Below are 17,288 nucleotides of genomic sequence, written 5' to 3' on the forward strand. Positions count from 1 at the left end.
GTCGCCGCTGCCGAGCGCCCGGGCCCGTCCGGCGCGCATGGGTATGGTCGCGGAATGGAAGAAGTTCGGCTCAGCGCGCACGTATCGCTGCTGCGCGGCAGCAACGGCGGCGCGTACCCGTACGGGAATCCGATTCGGGTCCGCGGCGGCGACACCGTGGTCCAGATCGATTCGTCGCTGGAGGCGCCCGCCACGAGCACCGACCTGGTGCTGCTCAGTCACTACCACGAGGACCACGTCGTCGGCCTCGGCGAGACCGCGGCACCGCTGCGCATCCATGCCCGGGATCTGCCCGCGGTCACGTCGTGGGACGAGTTCTGCCGGTACATGGACTCCCCGCCGGAGGAGATCGGCGAGGAACTGCGGCGCCAGTTCCGCTGGTCCGCCCGCCCGGATGCCACCGCGCTGCACGACGACGAGGTGATCGACGTGGGCGGCGGCGTCCGCATCCGAGTGGTGCACCTGCCCGGCCACACCGGCGGACACTGCGGCTTCTTCGTGGAACCGGACGGGGTGTTCTTCCTGGCCGACGTCGACCTGTCGTCGTTCGGTCCGCTGCACGCGGATCTGGAATCGCGGCTGTCTGACGTGCGCTCCAGCCTGGCGCGCTGCGCCGAGATCGAGGCCGCAGTGTACACCACCTACCACCACAAGGGCCCGTACACCGAGCGCGCCGAGTACCTCGCCGACCTGCGGCGGCACACCGCGGCCGTCGAGGAGCGCGGCGCTCGGATCCGCGATCTGCTGGCGCAGGGCGTGCCCGCCGATCGACTGGTGGGCCGCGGCGTGATCTATCGCCTCGACGGACGACGCCCCTGGTACGCCGACGCCGTCGAAGAAGTCATCGTGGGTCAGTACTTGGCGGAGTTCACCGGCGGCGCACAGCGCGCCGACGAGATCGCGCGCTGACACCCGACCGCGCAGCAATACGGTCACAGTCACGCTTTTCACCAGGCCGAACGCCTGCCGCGCGGGACAATGGCGACATGACGATCCGACACGCAGGGGCATGGTTCTCGATCGCGGCGGCGGCCGCGCTGGTGCTGTCCGGCTGCAGCGACGACGCCGCCGCACCGTCGGCGACGAGCGCACCGTCGACCGTGAGCGTCACGGTCACCGAGTCGGCGACGGCGGCGTCGCCCGCCTCGCCCACCGCCCCGGACACGCAAGGACCGACGAGCCCCGCGCCCCTCACCGGGCAGTTGCCGGTCAGCCGCGATGCCTCCTCGGGTGCGCGCCTGACGGTGACCGATGTGCGCGTGGGTCGGCACGACGGTTTCGACCGCGTGGTGTTCGAGTTCGGCGGCGTCGGCACCCCGGGGTGGCGGATCGACTTCACCACTGATCCGCGGCAGGACGGCAGCGGCAACCCGGTGGCGGTGCCGGGTGCCAGCATCGTCGCGGTGACGATCACCGGTGTCGGATACCCCGGCGACACCGGTGTGCCCGCCTACAGCGGACCGAACCCGGTGCCCGGCGTTGGCAACGTGACGCAGGTGAATCTCGCGGGAGTCTTCGAGGGCCAGCAGCTGGCCTTCATCGGGGTCGACGCCGATCGGCCCGCCGTGCAGGTGAGCGCCCTGAGCGGACCGACCCGACTGGTCATCGACATCGCCCGGTGACCGGCCGCGGTCAGTCACCATCTATCGGGCGGCCCTAGATACGGGGATCGTTGGCCCCCAGGCTTCACACCCCGTCCGCTCCTGGAGGATGTCGTTAAACTCCCCTGCCTTACCTCGGGCAATCACTTCATCGGTTGCTAACTCTGGAGGCAAGAACCCCACATAAAGGTAGTAGCCCTCATCGTCCTCATCGAACCGCGAACAGGCAGTTAGGATCTTGAAGTCACCCGTGTAGCTGGAGAACTCATCGCCTCGATCGGGATTCACACGTCGAGAAAAGTTCAATCCTTCTGTAGCGACCAGCACGCCGTTCCCTAAGTCGCGCAGGTTCCCGTCACCGAATGAGGTTTCTAGCTGACTGGGGGCGAACAACTTACTGTTGAGTTCGTTGGCATCGATACCCACAAGATCGATGGGGTCGATATCACCTCGTTCATCCTGCGCTGGAGGCAGCGAGGGTCTACTTGGATCGGGCTGAAGGCCCTCCTCGGTCGAGCAGCCCATCAGAACTGAAATCATAAGGATCGCGGAAGACAATGCGGCTACTACGCCTCGCGTACGATGGTTACGCAATGAACTCCCCTGCCTTCCTTGGCGCTCTGCGCACTACCTTTGCAGTGACCGTGTCACTGGAAGTGGCCGAGAGTTCGGCCTTGACAAACTCATTGCTCAGACCGCCGGTGAATCCGACCGTCACTCCGCGCTGAGTTTCGTGAGAGAGCGTGCACGGGTGGCTGTTTGCATCGTACGAGCATGCTCCCGCCTGATCGTTAAAGTCAGTTTCGATCTCTGCCGTCAGCTGCGTTACTTCCTCCCGATAGTGGTGGCAGTTAGACCCGATCCGGGTTTCCGTCTGTCGACGGCGCTTGAAAACTGAACACTAACGGCGCTCGAAAAGTGAACACTCTGCTGACGATTGGAGGGTGATCACTTTGGAGGATTGGGCGTTGATCCGCAGGCTGGCCGCTGATGGTGTGCCGCACAAGCGGATCGCCGAGCAGTTGGAGATCAGCAGGACGACGGTGATCAAGGCTGTCGGGTCGCATGAACCGCCGAGGTATCGGAGATCGGCCGGGCCGACGTCGTTCACGCCGTTCGAGGCGCGGGTGCGTGAGTTGCTGGCCGAGACGCCGGGTATGCCGGCGACGGTGCTGGCTGAGCGGGTGGGCTGGACTGGGTCGATCCGCTGGTTCCGGGACAACGTCAAGCGGGTGCGGACCGAGGGTGCTCGGATCGATCCGGCTGATCGGTTGTCGTGGTCTGCCGGTGATGCGGCGCAATGCGATCTGTGGTTCCCGCCGTGCAAGATGATTCTCGAAGACGGTTCGCGATCGTTGCTGCCGGTGCTGGTGATGGTTCCGGCGTTCTCACGGCACATGTACGGCCGGATGATTCCCACCCGCACGAGCACCGATCTGCTGTTGGGGTCGTGGGAGCTGTTGCGCCAACTCGGTCGGGTACCGCGCCGCCTGATCTGGGATAACGAGCCCGGGATCGGACGAGGAAAACCGACTGAGGCTGCGGCGGTGTTCGCTGGGTCGCTGGCGACCAAGTTCGTGTTGCTGTGCCCTCGTGACCCCGAATCCAAAGGGATTGTCGAGCGCCGTAACGGGTTCTTCGAGACCTCGTTCATGCCGGGCCGTACATTCACCTCCCCGGCCGATTTCAACGCCCAGTTCACCGAGTGGCTCGCCTCCGCGAACCAGCGGGTGGTGCGCACCCTCAAGGCGCGGCCGGTTGATCTGCTGGCCGACGATAAGGCGGCGATGCTGGCGTTGCCGCCGGCGGTCCTGCATGTCGGCTGGCACAACCAGATCCGGCTGGGCCGGGACTACTACGTACGCGTGGACACCAACGACTACTCCGTCGACCCGCGCGCGATCGGTGCCCGTGTGGACGTCTCGGCGGATCTGGAGACCGTCAAAGTCCGCCACGGCGGCCGTCTGATCGCGGTCCACCAGCGGCGATGGGCCCGGCACATGGTCGTCGCCGATCCCGAACACGTGGCGATCGCCGGCACCCTGCGCACCGCGTTTCAACAACCCGTGACCCGACCCGAGGCCGAGACGATGGTGCGTGATCTGGCCGACTACGACCGGGCCTTCGGTCTGGACCGCAAGGAGTACCAGCCATGACCCCACCAGTCTCCGATAATGCCGCGACGATCAAACAAATCATCCACCTTGCCGCAGTACTCAAAGCCCCGCGGATCACCGAGTCGGCCGCCCGCCTAGCCGACCACGCCCGCGATTCGGGCTGGACCCACGAAACCTATCTGGCGGCGGTCCTCGAACGTGAAGTCGCCGCCCGCGACGCCTCGGGCGCCCGACTACGGATCCGCGCCGCCGGCATGCCCGCAGCCAAAACACTCGATGACTTCGACTTCGACCACCAGCCCACAGCACGTGGCCCGATCCAGGCCCTGGCCTCCGGGGCCTACCTGACCGAACACCGCAACGTCGTCCTCCTCGGGCCACCGGGCACCGGCAAAACACATCTCGCCACCGCACTCGGGGTAGCCGCCTGCCACCAAGGACACCGCGTCCTGTTCGCCACCGCCACCGAATGGGTAGCCCGACTCAGCGAAGCACACGACCGTGGCCGGCTCGCCACCGAGCTGACGCGTCTGCGCCGATACGGGTTGATCATCGTCGACGAAGTCGGGTACCTGCCCTTCGAACAAGACGCCGCGAACCTGTTCTTCCAACTGGTCTCATCACGCTACGAACACGCCTCACTCATCCTCACCAGCAACCTGCCCTTCAGTTCCTGGGGCACCGTGTTCGGCGACCAGTTCGTCGCCGCCGCGATGATCGACCGCATCGTCCACCACGCCGACGTCATCGCTCTCAAAGGCGCGTCCTACCGCCTCCGCGACCGAGGCCTGGAAACACTGCCCAGCATCAAAGCCGAACTAGAAAACCTAGACTAGAAACTGTTCACTTTTGGACCGCCGAAACCGTCCAGGTTTCGACCGCCGCCGACACCGTCTTGCGGTTAGCTTGAACTAATCTCCCAGAATCAGCTCTGCGGGTACCAGCCGGTGTCCTCCCACGGTGTCTGCTCTACACCCCCCCATGGGTTTAGAACGAGCTGGAGAACGATCGCCGCGATGAAGGCTACGGCGTAGAGACAGAGACACACCTTCCGGTGTCTGCTGCGAAGGTCCCAGCGTCCGTTTGTGCGCAACAGAGATACACCCACTGCGGTCAAGGCGAGCTGGATTGGTATCGCAACGATCGACCCTGTCAACGCGACAGCTAGCGTAATGACCGCAAGGACGACCTCGATTAGCTTTCGCCGAGGTGAGATCTCCGGCTGCACGCGATCTAGCCTCCAATCTGGCATGAGTCGTTCGCGTCGAAGTCTCCCGCAATCGTTGCGGTTCCACCGAAGCACTCCGTACGTTCTCCCGCACCAAGACCATTCCAGACAATTTTCTGGTCGAACTTTTCAGCAGAAAGGGTGTATCCGTGGTAGCGGTCGTAGCCGACGCGAGCGATCGGGTCGAAGGCCATTCCGGTGTAGCTCCAGGTTGGAGTCTTGGTCTCGCCTCCGCGGTGCAGAATCTTGATCGATGTCATCGTGACACCCGGCATACCGCAGATCTCAACCTCCTGCCACCAGGTGTACAGCGTGTTGCCGGCTAGAGCCTTGCGCTCCAGTGTCATCCCCTTGCGAGTGCAATATTCTTCAGCGTTCTTCCGACCGATGTTCTTGATCTGAATCAACGGATTTCCGCGAGTGGGTGTGACGTAGTTATCAGCGAGCTTTTGGTCTGCCTTGGTGTACGACAGGTACTTCGCTCGAGGATTGGCCGCCCTAACAATATCTTCCACCAGCATTTTAGCGCGGTCTAGCAAGTTCTGTGGCTGGGGGTTTCCCTGCTGTACTGTCGGTTGCCCCTGGTCCGGATGTTCGAGCTCTCGCCGTTGTGTGGGCGCGTTCATGCTCGGCGCTTCTCCCGAGTCGTCGCTATCTGGTGCCGCCTTCGTTGGCTCTACTGTCTTGTCGGGCTTGTCCTCGGGTGTCGACGGCGACAAGGTGGGCGGGTCCTCATTTCCGCCCCCGCATTTGTACGGGACGGGCGGCTTAGGGGCATCGCTTGGGCTCTTGCCGGGGTTTGCCTGTGCCCAGGTGTTTTTCCACGCGTTGTTGTAGGCGGCGGTTTCACGCTTGCAGCGTTCAGCTGGGGTCTCGGCTGTTGCTGGAGCCAGCGACACGACCAGCAGGATCGCAGTAGCGATCACCGTCGATGCAACCAGACCGGCCGCGAGTGTCCCGCGCGTCTGAATGTAACGATCCCGCGCGTCTGAATGTAACGATTGAGTGTCTGATTCTGATTCATGATCACGGAGTACTTAGATCCGGCTGGTGGGGCCGTGGTCGTAGTAGACGTAGACACCGGTGTCGGTGGTGACGCTGATCTTGGCGAACGGCTGCACTGAGATGGGGCCGAGGGCGTTGGTGACGTTGAGTTCGACGCCGGACAGGACGATGTCGGCGACGGGCTTGGTCAACGCGATCTCGGCGAGGGTGATGGTGGTGATCTTACCGGCGCCGACCTCGAATTCGAGGTCCGCGGAGGGGATCACGGTGGCTTCGGCTCCGAGTTCGCCGCCTGCTTCACCGAGCTTGCCGCCACCACCACTGCCGGAGATCGTGACCTCGGGCGCGATTTTCGCGTTGAGGCCGCCGGACAGCTTCAGTTCGGGAGTGTGAGCGGTGACCTTCACGCCGTTGGGTGCGACTGAGACGGGGTAGCCGATCTTGTAGCCGACCTCGACGGTGGCGCGTACGGTCTTGCCGTCGATGTTCCCGATCGCCGCGTGCACGTTCGAGGACAGTAAGGCCTGTCCGGACAGGGGTGAGGAGTCCAGCGGTGGGACCGCCCGGACTGACTGCTGGTTGGCGGTCAGCGCGATCGTCAGTCCTTCGCGGGTCTTGTATGTCTTGGCGTCAGCGGGACTGCCGGCTAGCAGTGTGGTGATCGCCAGCGCGCCGAGCAGGGCGAGCAGCAGGGTTGAACGGTGTCTCATCATCACTCCGATTGTGTGGTGTTTCTACGGTGGTGAGCCCCCGACTATGAGCCCGCGGTAACGGTAGGACATGTGATGCCTCTTCGTGGGAGGGGAATCTATAAACATGCAGGTAGAAGGAAGGAATCAGTTTCCGGTCCGGAATTTTCCCAAGGCGTGAACTGGGGAAACGGTTCGGTGCGTATCTTGCGCAGCTGCGGTGCGTCTCCCTAGTTCAGGGGCAGGCCGCCGGTACGTTCACGGCGTCGCCGGCGATGACGCCGGCGGCCGCCAAGGCGTCGAGGCGCTCGGCGGAGTAGCCCGCGTCGGCCAGTACGGTGCGGGTGTGCGCGCCCAGCGCCGGCACCGCGCCCATCGACGCCTCGTGATCGGCGAACGTCGCCGGCGGCAGCAGGGCCTCGACGCGGGCGTGTTCGGTGGCCACGGTGCGCCAGCGGTCCCGGGCGCGCAGCTGCGGATGATCGACGGCGGTGCCGACGTCCTTGATCACCGCCGCGGGGACACCCGCCTCGGCCAGGCGCGCGCTGAGCTCGGCCGCGGTCCACCCGACGGTGAGCTCGGCGACGGCCGCATCGCAGGCCGCGCGATGGCCGACCCGGTCGATGTTGGTGACGAAGCGCGGGTCGTCGACCAGCTCCGGTCGGCCGAGGACGTCGGCCATCAGTGCGCGCCAGCCATTGTCGCTCTGCACGCCGATGAGGATCTCGCCGTCGGAGGTGGGGTAGGAGTCGTACGGCGCGATGGAGACGTGCCCGACGCCCATCCGCGGCGGTTCGGCGCCGGTGTGCATCCGGCTGTACATCGGGTAGCCCATCCACTCGAGTGTCGCTTCGAGCATCGACACCTCGATCTGTGCGCCCTCGCCCGTGCGCTCCCGGCGCAGTAGTGCGGCCAAAACCGCTTGGGCGCAATACATTCCGGACGCGATGTCGGCGGTGGGGATACCGGTCTTGACGGCCGACTCCGGGGTGCCGGTGATCGAGATGAGGCCGGCCTCGGCCTGCACCAGCATGTCGTAGGCCTTGCGCTGCGCGTACGGTCCGCCGTCCCCGTACCCGGACAGATCCACCGTGATCAGCGCGGGGCGGGCGGCCCGCAACGCGGCCGCGCCCAGGCCGAGGCGTGCGGCGGCGCCGGGGGCCAGATTCTGGACGAAGACGTCGGCGTCGTCGATCAACCGGCGCACCAGCGCCCGGCCGTCGTCCGACTTCAGGTCGACGGCGACGGACTCCTTACCGCGGTTGAGCCACACGAAGTGGGCACCGGTGCCCGCGACGAAGTCGTCGTAGCCGCGGGCCAGATCGCCGCCGTCGGGACGTTCCACCTTGATCACCCGCGCGCCGAGATCGGCCAGCTGCCGGGTGGCGAGCGGGGCGGCCACCGCCTGCTCCACCGACACCACGGTGAAGCCCTCCAGCGGCGGCGTCACTCAGCCCTCGGCCGCGGCGGTGCGCTCGGCGCGGAGCTCGTGGCCCTTGGAGGTGAGGCAGCGGCCCGACTCCAGATCCCACTGCCAGCCGTGCAGGTTGCAGGTCAGCTTGTTGCCCTCGATCACGCCGAACTTGCTCAGATCGGCCTTCAGGTGCGGGCAGCGACGCTGAATGGTCCAGCCGTCCAGGTCGACCGAGGCATCGTCGTCGTGGGCCTCGGCGAACCAGCCGTCGGCGTAGGCGATGCGCTCATCGGTGAGGCACTTGAAGAAGGTGTAGAGGAACTCGTTGTAGCCGCCGATACGCCAGGTGGTGAAGCGCGTGGACAGGAAGATCGTGTTGACCCAGTCCGGCTCGTCGTCGCGCAGCACCGTGCGCACCAACTCCGGCGCGATCCGGAAGCCGTAGCGGTACTTGCCGTCGCCCTCTTCGCGCATGCGCACGGTGCGCTGCGGGAAGTCCAGGACGAACGTCTCGTCGCCGATCTCCAAGCCCACCGGGTAGCCGATGCCGTCGCAGATCAGGTCCGACTGCGCCATGATCGGCTCGAACAGGGCCTGCAGCTGCGGCAGCAGCGGCTCGCCGTCCGGGCCGGCCCAGGTGGCCTTCTCGGCGGCGATGATCGGCGCGAACTTGGCCTTCATCTTCTCCAGGTAGTCGGCCTTGTGTTCGCCGAAGACCTGCTCGGGCGGGTACGGGTGGTCCACCTCCAGCAGGTCGGAACCGCGGAACTGCGCCGCCGAACCGGACACCATCATCAGGCCGCGATGGCGCTCGCCGTCGTCGGTGCCGTGGGTGACCATCTGCTCCAGGAACTCGGCCTGGTCGGGAAAGATGCTGGCCTGGTCGGATTCGCTGCCGGTGTTGAAGTCGTTGAGCACGAACAGGTCGTCGTCGAGGAACATCGGCGGACCGGCCGACGGGACCACCCAGGTGGCGCCGACCTGCTCGATGTAGCTGCGGGCCCGGTCCATGCCGCGCTGGCGCTTCTGCTTGGCGAAGTTGGCCTTCGACTTGCGCGGGATGTCGTAGACCATCGGGTACCAGATGGCGCCCGAGTACTGCAGCAGATGCACGTCGACATGGCCGAACTCGTCCTTCACCACGTCCAGGTCCACCGGCCGGGCGTCGTTCATGTTGAACACGACGGTCTCGCCGTCGTCGATGAGGATGCCGGAGTCGCCGATCGGGCCGTCGGCGGGTGCGCGCAGCGCGATGATCATGATGTCCAGATCGCCCTTGGGGCCGCTGACCTTGTGCTTGACCGAGTCGGTGGTCTCGACGAACTTGTGGAAGCCGAGGCGCTCGAGATCGCGCTGCAGATCCGGCACCGGGTAGTCCGGCAGCAGGACGGTCGCGTCCTTGTTGACGTTCTCGATCAGGTTGCGCTCGTCGTAGTGATCGCGGTGCAGATGCGAGACGTAGAGGTAGTCGCAGTCGCCGAGGGCTTTCCAGTCCAGCTCGGTGTTGTCCGGGAACGGAATCCACGAGGCGAAGTAGGCGGGGTTGACCCACGGGTCGCAGAGGATGGAGCCGGCGGCGGTCTCGATGTGGAAACCGGCGTGGCCGATGCTGGTGATCTGCACGGTGGGAAGACCTTTCGGGTAGTGCAAGGCTGTGTCCTCAGCCTATCCGGGCCCGGCGACGCCGCGCCCGGGACCAAGGTCCACGGGTCGCGGACGGACCTGTGATTCCGCCCGCATCCGCGGTGGCCGTGTCGGCCGCTCGACGGTAAGGATGGAGGGGACCGGCGACCTCGAGGGAAATGGACACCGAATGCACGTGTGGGACACCCTGCTCGATCGCTCCGTGATCGCGGGCTATTCGCGACTCGGCTACGCGCTGCGCGCGGCCGGCCGCTCCGACGACGATCCCCGCCCTGGCGCGCTCGCCGGGCGCACCGTAGCGGTCACCGGCGCCACCTCGGGGATCGGGGCGGCCATCGCCGAGGGCGTGGCCGCGCTCGGCGCGCACGTGATCGTCGTGGGCCGAGACGGTGAGCGCGCGCAGCGGGTGGCCGCCGGGCTCGTCGAGCGGTTCCCGGATGCGCGGGTGAGTGTGGAGCTCGGCGACGTCTCCGACGCCGAGCAGGTGCGCGACCTGGCCGCCCGCCTGGACCGCCGCGACGTGGACGCGCTGGTGCACAACGCCGGCGTCATGCCGCCCGAGCGCACCGACTCCGCCGACGGCCACGAACTGTCGTTGGCCACGCACGTCCTGGGTCCGATCGCGCTGACCGAACTGCTGCTGCCCGCGCTGCGGCGCAGCCCGGATGCGCGCGTGGTCTTCATGTCGTCGGGCGGCATGTACACCGCGCCGCTGCCCGTCGACGACCTCGACTACCGGGACGGGCAGTACCGGGGTGCGCGCGCCTACGCCCGCTCCAAACGGATCCAGACGGCGCTGGTGCCGCTGCTGGCCGACCGCTGGGCAGCGGCCGGGGTGATGGTCGCCGGCATGCATCCGGGCTGGGTGGACACCCCCGGTGTCAGCGGATCCCTCCCGCGGTTCGCCACCCTCGCCGGACCGCTGCTGCGCGGCCCCGCCGAGGGCGCCGACACCGCCGTCTGGCTGCTGGGCACCGAGCCCGCGCCGCCGACCGGCGGTTTCTGGCACGACCGCCGCCGGCGCCCCGAGCACTACCTGCGGCGCACGCGGTTCAGCGAGGCCGAGCGTCGAGCGGTGGGCGAGCGGATCGCCCGGATCGTCGACGACGAGTACCGCTGAGCTCTCGCACGAGCTGCGCGGCACGGCGGCCGACGAAAAAACTTCGATCCGCACCCATCCGCTTGTCCCTCCGGTCCGAATGACCCATGTCACTGCTGACGGAGCCGACACCTCGCCGGCGCCACTCACAAGGGAGTTCGAACCATGGGTACTCGTACGACGACCACCGCCAAGACCGGAGCCCTGACCAAGATCGCCGTGGTGGGCTGTTCGCTCGCCGTCGCCGTGGCGATGACCGCTTGCTCCAGCGACGACTCGACCACCAGCTCGCCGAGCACCACCATGTCCACCGGGATGATGACCGACATGACCTCGGCCGACGGCTCCACCGCCCCGGCCGGGCTGATCGGCGCCGGCTGCGCCGACTACGCCGCGCAGGTGCCCACCGGGCCCGGCTCGCTCGACCAGATGGCCACCGAGAAGCTCGGTGTCGCCGTCGCGAACAACCCCATGCTGACCACGCTCGCCGCGGCCGTCTCCGGCAAGCTCAACCCCGACGTCAACCTCGTCGACACGCTCAACAGCGGCGAGTTCACCGTCTTCGCTCCGGTGGACTCGGCCTTCGCGCAGGTTCCCGCCAGCACCCTGGACGCTCTCAAGACCGACACCGAGGGCCTCACCGCGCTGCTGACCTACCACGTGGTTCCCGGCCAGGCCGGCCCGGACAAGGTGACCGGTGAGCACAAGACGGTGGAGGGCAGCATGCTCACCGTGACCGGCAGCGGCGACGACACCAAGGTGAACGGTGCGGGCGTCATCTGCGGCGGTGTGAAGACGGCCAACGCCACCGTCTACTTGATCGACCAGGTCCTGATGCCGCCGGCCGATCAGAACTGACCGCCCCGACCTCGATCAAGCGCTCGTCGACGACGGTGCCCGACCCTCGCGTCGTGCACCGTCGTCGACGAGCATCGCACGGACACCGACAACGCGAAGGAAGAGACCATGACACGCAGAGCTCGTCGAACCTGGGCCGCCGCGATGTGCGCGCTGGCGTTGGCCACGGGCGCCGGCGCGGGCGCGGCGGTCGCCGCCCCGTCGGGCGGCGGACCGGCACCGGTGCCTCGGGTGGAACTGGACCGCTATCTGGGCACCTGGCATCAGCTGGCGGCGGTACCCGCGCCGTTCAACCTCGTGTGCGCGCGGGACACCACGGCGCGGTACTCGGCGACCGACGACGGCGAGGTGGGCGTGCGCAACTCGTGCACCACCTGGGCCGGCACCCCCAACACCATCACCGGGCGGGCGACGGTGCTGGACCGGAAGACCGGCGCGCAGCTGCGCGTCCGCTTCCCGGGCGTCCCGAACTGGGGGCAGTCCGAGAAGGTGCCCAACTACATCGTGGTGGGCCTGGATCCGGACTACGAGTGGGCGGTGGTGACCGATCCCAGCCGCCGGTCGGGTTTCGTGCTCGCGCGCACCCCGGCACTCGAGCGCGCCGACTGGACGGCGGTGCGCGCGGCCATCGCGGCCGCCGGCCAGTCGGACTGCACCTATCTCACCTCCCCGACCACCGGCGGGCTCAGCGGCATCGCGCCGCTGTGCACGACGCCGCGGTAGGGGGACGGCCTCAGGCCCTGCCCAGCTGGTGATCGAGGCATTCGGTGAGGGTCGGTCGCCGGAACCGGTGGCCGTGGGCGGTGAGCACCTCCGGGAACACGGCCTGATCGGCGAGCGCCAACTCGCGGGCACCCTGGCGACCGAGCAGCAGCCGCGGGCCCCACTCGGGGACCGGCAGCAGCGCGGGACGATGCAGGACGTGCGCCAGGGTGTCCGCGTACTCGTTGGCGCTCGCCGGTTGCGGTGCGACGGCGTTCACCGGTCCGCGCAGCCGGTCGTCGTACAGGGCGCGGTGGTAGACATCGATCAGGTCGTCCAGATCGATCCAGCTCAACACCTGGCGGCCGTTGCCCAGCCGTCCGCCCAGCCCGGCGGCGAAGATCGGCCGCTGCAACTGCAGGGTGCCGCCCAGCGGGCTCTGCACGATGCCGGTGCGCACCTGCACCGTCCGCAGCCCCGCGTCGGTGGCCGGTGCGGTCGCCGCTTCCCACTCGCTCACCACTCCGGCCAGGAAGTCGTGGCCGGCTCGCGCCTGTTCGTCGAGCTCCTCGCCGGGGCGGTCGTGCCCGTAGAAGCCGATCGCCGAGGCGCTGACGAAGGTGAGTCCGCCCTCGTCCGCGGCCCGCTCGGCCAGTCGCTGCGTCGGACCCACCCGACTGTCCCGGATCTGCGACCGGTGCCGGTCGGTGAAGCGGCCCGCGATCGGGGCTCCGGCCAGATGGATCACGGCGTCCACGCCGCGGAGCACATCGACGGCCGGGGCCTCCGGATCCCAGGTCCGCTCGTCCGGGCCGTCGGCGGGTCGGCGGACGAGACGGATGACGCGGTGGCCGCCGGTGGTGAGGAAGGCGCAGAGCTGCGTGCCCACCATGCCGGACGCGCCGGTGACCGCGATGGTTTGCGCCTCGAACCCGGCCGCCGCGGCCTGTGCATGCCGCGCCAGATCGTCGGCCACTTGACGATGGCGGAAGCGGAACGTCGAACGCAGGGCGGCGGCCGGCACCGCGGTGGTGACCCGATCGGTCATCCGCGTGCGTGCGGGCGTTTCCGGCGTGAACTCGTGTTCGTGGCGCCAGGTGCCCGATAGGGCGGCGGGAGCGGTGCGCGCGTCGACGGTGATCCGTTCGTCCACGAAGCGATACGGGGGCCGGTAGTCGTCGATCCGATGCTGCGCGCACCAGCGCAGACCGCCCGGCAGACCCAGCAGCGCCCGACCGTCGGCCAGCGACGAGGCCTCGCGCAGCGCGCGCATCGGCTGCCACGGCGGCAGCAGCCGGAGCAGGGCGCCCGGGCGGGCATGCCAGGCGAAGACCTCCTCGCACGGCGCGTCGACGGTACTCGAGTAGCTGATGCTCATGGTGGGACATCCTTTCCGTACGACCACGGTGACAGGTCGGCTCGTCCAGTCATTCGGAACGGCCGCGCACCCGGATGGCGAACGCGGACCCATCCGGGGACGCCGCGGCTCCGAATGCCGGTCGTGATGAATCAACGACTGGCATCGGGATCCGGACGCGTCGCGGTGATCGGCAGCGGCGTGAGCGGTCTGACCTCGGCGTTCCTGCTGGCGCAGCGGCACGAGGTGACCTTGTTCGAGGCCGACGACCGGCTCGGCGGGCACGCGCACACGCATCTCGTCGACACCCCGGACGGCGCGCGGGTGGCCGTCGACACGGCCTTCCTGGTGCACAACGATCGGACGTACCCCACCCTGCTGCGCCTGTTCGGTCACCTCGGCATCGCCACCGCGGCCACCGACATGTCGATGTCGGTGCGGTCGGAACTGACCGGCCTGGAGTACGCCGGAGCGCGGGGCGCGGCCGGACTGTTCCCTTCGTGGCGCAACCTCACCCGCGGTCGTTACCTGCGGATGCTCGTGGAGGTGAAGCGCTTCCACGGCCTCGCGCAGGCCGTGCTCGACGACCCGGCCGACGACGAACCCCTCGGGGTCTTCGTCGAGCGCAGCGGCCTGTCGACCTACTTCCGCGAGAACTTCCTGCTGCCCCTCGTGGCCGCGGTGTGGTCGTGCGATGCCGACGACGCCGAGCGGTATCCGGCGCGGTATCTGTTCGAGTTCCTCGACCACCACGGGATGCTCTCGGTCTTCGGGTCGCCGCAGTGGCGGACGGTCACGGGCGGTTCGGCGGTGTACGTGGACGCGGTGGCCGCGTACGTCGAGGACCACGGCGGGCGAGTCGTGCGCGGCACCCCGGTGAGCGACCTGCGCGAGACCGGCGACGGCGTCGAGCTGACCGCGGGCGGTGCGCGGCAGCGGTTCGACGCCGCCGTCGTGGCGACCCACTCCGGCCAAGCCCTGGCCCTGCTCGGTGCGCCGTCGGCACTCCAGCGCGCCGTCCTCGGCGATCTGCGGTACGCGGCCAAGCCCGCCGTGCTGCACACCGACGAAACCCTGCTGCCCAGGGCGCGCGCGGCGCGGGCCTCGTGGAACTACCAGATTCGCGACGACGGCACGCAGGTCGCGGTGACCTACGACCTGACCCGGCTCATGCGTCTGCCGCACGGGCCGGAGGTTCCGGGGCGCCCGCGGCACCTGCTCACCATGGGGCGCACCGACCTGGTGGATCCGAGCACGGTGCTGGCGTCGATGACCTACGAGCACCCGATCTACGACCTGGCGTCGGTGGCGGCGCAGCGGCGCCTGCCGGAGATCGACACCCCCGCGATCGCCTTCGCCGGGGCGTACCACGGGTGGGGCTTTCACGAGGACGGCGCCGCCTCCGGGCTCCGCGCCGCGCGGCGCTTCGGCGGCGTGTGGCCCGACGAGCGGGCCGACCGGCCGGCGGCGGTGCCGCGATGACCGCCCCGGTGCCGTCCCTGGTGTACACGCGCATCCATCACGCCCGCCGCGCGCCGGTGGAGCACGCCTTCGCCTACCGGAGCCTGACCTGGCTGGTGGACGTCGACGATCTTCCGGTGCTGCCGCGCGGCCTGCGGTGGGCCGCCCGCTTCCGCGCCGACGACCACTTTCCGGAGGAGAGCTGGCCGGGGCAGACCCTGCGGGGTCGGCTCGACGCCCATCTGGCCGACGTCGGCGCGCCGGCGATCGACGGCCGGGTCACCGCGCTGCTGTCGCCGCGGGTGGCCGGCTACGTGTTCAATCCGCTGTCGGTGTTCTGGTGCCACGACCGGGTCGGACGGCTGCGCTGCGTGATCGCCGAGGTGCACAACACCTACGGCGGCCGGCACTGCTACCTGGTGTATCCGGACGTGCGCGGTCGCGCCGAGGTGGACAAGCAGTTCTACGTCTCCCCGTTCAACGACGTCTCCGGCCGCTACCGGCTGGCCGTACCCGAACCGGATGCCGCCGGGCGGGTGCGCGTGGCCATCGCTTTGGATCGCCCGGGACAGCCGCCGTTCACCGCGACGCTGCGCGGTGCGGCCCGGCCCGCGACCACGCGCGCGGTGCTGCGCGCGCAACTGCGGGCGCCGTTGGCCCCGTGGCTCGTAGCGCTGCGCATCCGCGTTCACGGCATCCGGCTGTGGGCGCGCGGCCTGCACATTCACCCCAGACCCCGACCGTCGGTACCGACGAGGAAAGGACATGTTCGATGACCGTCACCGACTGCTGCGATCACACCGAGGTGCGCGTCGATGCCACCGCCTGGCCGGATGTGGCGCTGCCGCGCGGCGGCAAGCTGCGCGGCGCGGCGGCAGGCTGGCTGTTCGCGATGGCGACCCGTCGTCTGCCGCTCTCGATCGAATACCCGTCCCGGGCTCGCGGGCCCCGTCGCGATACCCGGCGAGCTGCCGGAGAAGTGTTGCCGCGCATGATCATTCGCGATCCGGATGCGCTCTTCCGGCGGGTGGGCGCCGACGGTTTGATCGGATTCGGGGAGGCCTTCATGGCCGGCGACTGGACCACCGACGACCTGGTCGGGGTGCTCACGCCCTTCGCCGAACGGGTCGCCGAGCTGGTGCCCGCCCCGTTGCAGCGCCTGCGCACGCTGGTGCTGCCCGGGCATCCCGACGACGAGCAGAACACCGTCGCCAACACCCGGTCGAACATCTCGCGGCACTACGACCTGTCCAACGACCTGTTCGCGGCCTTCCTGGACGAGACCCTGAGCTATTCCAGCGCCTACTTCGGCACCGACGAGGCCGCCGAGAGGGCGGACTGGGACGATCTGGCCGCGGCACAGCGGGCCAAGATCGACCGCCTGCTCGATCAGGCGGGGGTGGGACCGGGCACCCGGCTGCTGGAGATCGGCACCGGCTGGGGCGAGCTGTGTCTGCGGGCCGCCGAACGTGGAGCGCAGGTGCGGTCGCTGACCCTGTCGAGCGAGCAGCGGGAGCTGGCGCTGACCCGGATCGCCGAGGCCGGCCACGCCGAGCGGGTCCGCGTGGACCTGCTCGACTATCGCCTGGTCGACGGCGAATACGACGCCGTGGTGTCGGTGGAGATGCTCGAGGCGGTGGGCCGCGAGTACTGGCCGGAGTACTTCCGCACCGTCCAGCGGGTACTCGCTCCCGGCGGTCGGGCGGCGATCCAGGTGATCACCATGCCGCACGAGCGCATGCTCGCCTCCGGGTCGACGTACACCTGGGTGCACAAGTACATCTTCCCGGGCGGCTGCCTACCGTCGATCGAGGCCTTGCGGGAGGTGGTGGCCACCGCGACGGATCTGACGGTGACCGACGAACTGGCGCTGGGCCGCCACTACGCGCGCACGCTGCGGCTGTGGCGCGAGCGGTTCCGTGCGCAGTCCGCACTGATCGGGCGTCTCGGCTTCGACGCGGTCTTCGAACGCATGTGGACCTTCTATCTGGCGTACTCCGAGGCGGGTTTTCGCGCGGGCTACCTTGACGTCTATCAGCTGCGTCTGGACAAGCCCGCCGTCGCCGCGCCGCCGGACTAGTCATGACCGCGGTGCTCGGGGCGGCTAGGCTGG

Annotated in this window: 16 protein-coding genes; 10 read left to right on the forward strand and 6 right to left on the reverse strand. The window is 68.4% G+C overall.

The annotated features are described in order from the left end of the window. Positions 1-54: 54 nt before the first annotated feature. Positions 55-909 carry an MBL fold metallo-hydrolase gene (locus ACFFJD_RS15130; RefSeq protein ID WP_382365620.1) on the forward strand — a complete coding sequence of 285 codons (855 nt, stop codon included), beginning with the start codon at positions 55-57 and terminating at the stop codon, positions 907-909. Positions 910-986: 77 nt separating this feature from the next. Then, positions 987-1,622 carry an AMIN-like domain-containing (lipo)protein gene (locus ACFFJD_RS15135; protein WP_382365622.1) on the forward strand — a complete coding sequence of 212 codons (636 nt, stop codon included), beginning with the start codon at positions 987-989 and terminating at the stop codon, positions 1,620-1,622. 21 nt (positions 1,623-1,643) lie between these two features. Here ACFFJD_RS15135 and ACFFJD_RS15140 read toward each other — a convergent pair whose 3' ends face one another. Beyond that, complete coding sequence (locus tag ACFFJD_RS15140) at positions 1,644-2,126, reverse strand: hypothetical protein (RefSeq protein ID WP_382365624.1); 483 nt, start codon at positions 2,124-2,126, stop codon at positions 1,644-1,646. Between the two features lie 419 nt (positions 2,127-2,545). Between ACFFJD_RS15140 and istA the strand changes: the two genes are divergently transcribed. After that, positions 2,546-3,757, forward strand: a complete 1,212-nt coding sequence (gene istA / locus ACFFJD_RS15145) for an IS21 family transposase (RefSeq protein WP_382365626.1) — start codon at positions 2,546-2,548, stop codon at positions 3,755-3,757. Next, positions 3,754-4,554: an IS21-like element helper ATPase IstB gene (istB, locus tag ACFFJD_RS15150; RefSeq protein ID WP_382365628.1), complete on the forward strand. Its 801-nt coding sequence runs from the start codon at positions 3,754-3,756 to the stop codon at positions 4,552-4,554. The genes istA and istB overlap by 4 nt, the downstream gene beginning before the upstream one ends. Before the next feature lie 397 nt (positions 4,555-4,951). Here istB and ACFFJD_RS15155 read toward each other — a convergent pair whose 3' ends face one another. The 4 genes from ACFFJD_RS15155 to ACFFJD_RS15170 form a co-directional block, all read right to left on the reverse strand. Next, a complete protein-coding gene (locus tag ACFFJD_RS15155) occupies positions 4,952-5,872 on the reverse strand; it encodes a hypothetical protein (RefSeq protein WP_382365630.1) in 921 nt (306 codons plus the stop codon). A 111-nt stretch (positions 5,873-5,983) separates the two neighbouring features. Beyond that, positions 5,984-6,661, reverse strand: coding sequence for an MspA family porin (locus ACFFJD_RS15160; protein WP_382365632.1), 678 nt, complete (start codon positions 6,659-6,661; stop codon positions 5,984-5,986). Positions 6,662-6,875: 214 nt separating this feature from the next. Continuing rightward, entirely contained in the window at positions 6,876-8,090 is a 1,215-nt protein-coding gene (locus ACFFJD_RS15165) for a CaiB/BaiF CoA transferase family protein (protein ID WP_382365634.1), read from the reverse strand. Continuing rightward, complete coding sequence (locus tag ACFFJD_RS15170; RefSeq protein ID WP_382365636.1) at positions 8,091-9,677, reverse strand: Rieske 2Fe-2S domain-containing protein; 1,587 nt, start codon at positions 9,675-9,677, stop codon at positions 8,091-8,093. A 190-nt stretch (positions 9,678-9,867) separates the two neighbouring features. On the opposite strand from ACFFJD_RS15170, the gene ACFFJD_RS15175 reads away from it, so the two are divergent. From ACFFJD_RS15175 to ACFFJD_RS15185, 3 genes are all read left to right on the forward strand, one after another. Next, on the forward strand, positions 9,868-10,818 hold the full coding sequence (locus ACFFJD_RS15175; protein ID WP_382365639.1) for an SDR family NAD(P)-dependent oxidoreductase: 951 nt from the start codon (positions 9,868-9,870) through the stop codon (positions 10,816-10,818). Positions 10,819-10,962: 144 nt separating this feature from the next. Further along, positions 10,963-11,655, forward strand: a complete 693-nt coding sequence (locus tag ACFFJD_RS15180) for a fasciclin domain-containing protein (protein ID WP_382365641.1) — start codon at positions 10,963-10,965, stop codon at positions 11,653-11,655. A gap of 108 nt (positions 11,656-11,763) precedes the next feature. Continuing rightward, positions 11,764-12,378, forward strand: coding sequence for a lipocalin family protein (locus ACFFJD_RS15185; protein WP_382365643.1), 615 nt, complete (start codon positions 11,764-11,766; stop codon positions 12,376-12,378). A 10-nt stretch (positions 12,379-12,388) separates the two neighbouring features. Here the strand turns inward: ACFFJD_RS15185 and ACFFJD_RS15190 are convergent, their stop codons facing one another. After that, entirely contained in the window at positions 12,389-13,735 is a 1,347-nt protein-coding gene (locus tag ACFFJD_RS15190) for a TIGR01777 family oxidoreductase (protein ID WP_382365645.1), read from the reverse strand. A gap of 126 nt (positions 13,736-13,861) precedes the next feature. Between ACFFJD_RS15190 and ACFFJD_RS15195 the strand changes: the two genes are divergently transcribed. From ACFFJD_RS15195 to ACFFJD_RS15205, 3 genes are read left to right on the forward strand one after another with little or no spacing between them, the layout of a single operon-like run. Beyond that, on the forward strand, positions 13,862-15,196 hold the full coding sequence (locus ACFFJD_RS15195) for an NAD(P)/FAD-dependent oxidoreductase (RefSeq protein WP_382365738.1): 1,335 nt from the start codon (positions 13,862-13,864) through the stop codon (positions 15,194-15,196). Beyond that, entirely contained in the window at positions 15,193-15,951 is a 759-nt protein-coding gene (locus ACFFJD_RS15200) for a DUF1365 domain-containing protein (protein ID WP_382365647.1), read from the forward strand. Before ACFFJD_RS15195 ends, ACFFJD_RS15200 begins: the two co-directional genes overlap by 4 nt. Continuing rightward, complete coding sequence (locus tag ACFFJD_RS15205) at positions 15,948-17,255, forward strand: class I SAM-dependent methyltransferase (protein WP_382365649.1); 1,308 nt, start codon at positions 15,948-15,950, stop codon at positions 17,253-17,255. The genes ACFFJD_RS15200 and ACFFJD_RS15205 overlap by 4 nt, the downstream gene beginning before the upstream one ends. The last annotated feature ends 33 nt before the right edge of the window (positions 17,256-17,288 follow it).

This window comes from Gordonia phosphorivorans, assembly GCF_042432625.1.
Lineage (GTDB): Bacteria > Actinomycetota > Actinomycetes > Mycobacteriales > Mycobacteriaceae > Gordonia > Gordonia phosphorivorans.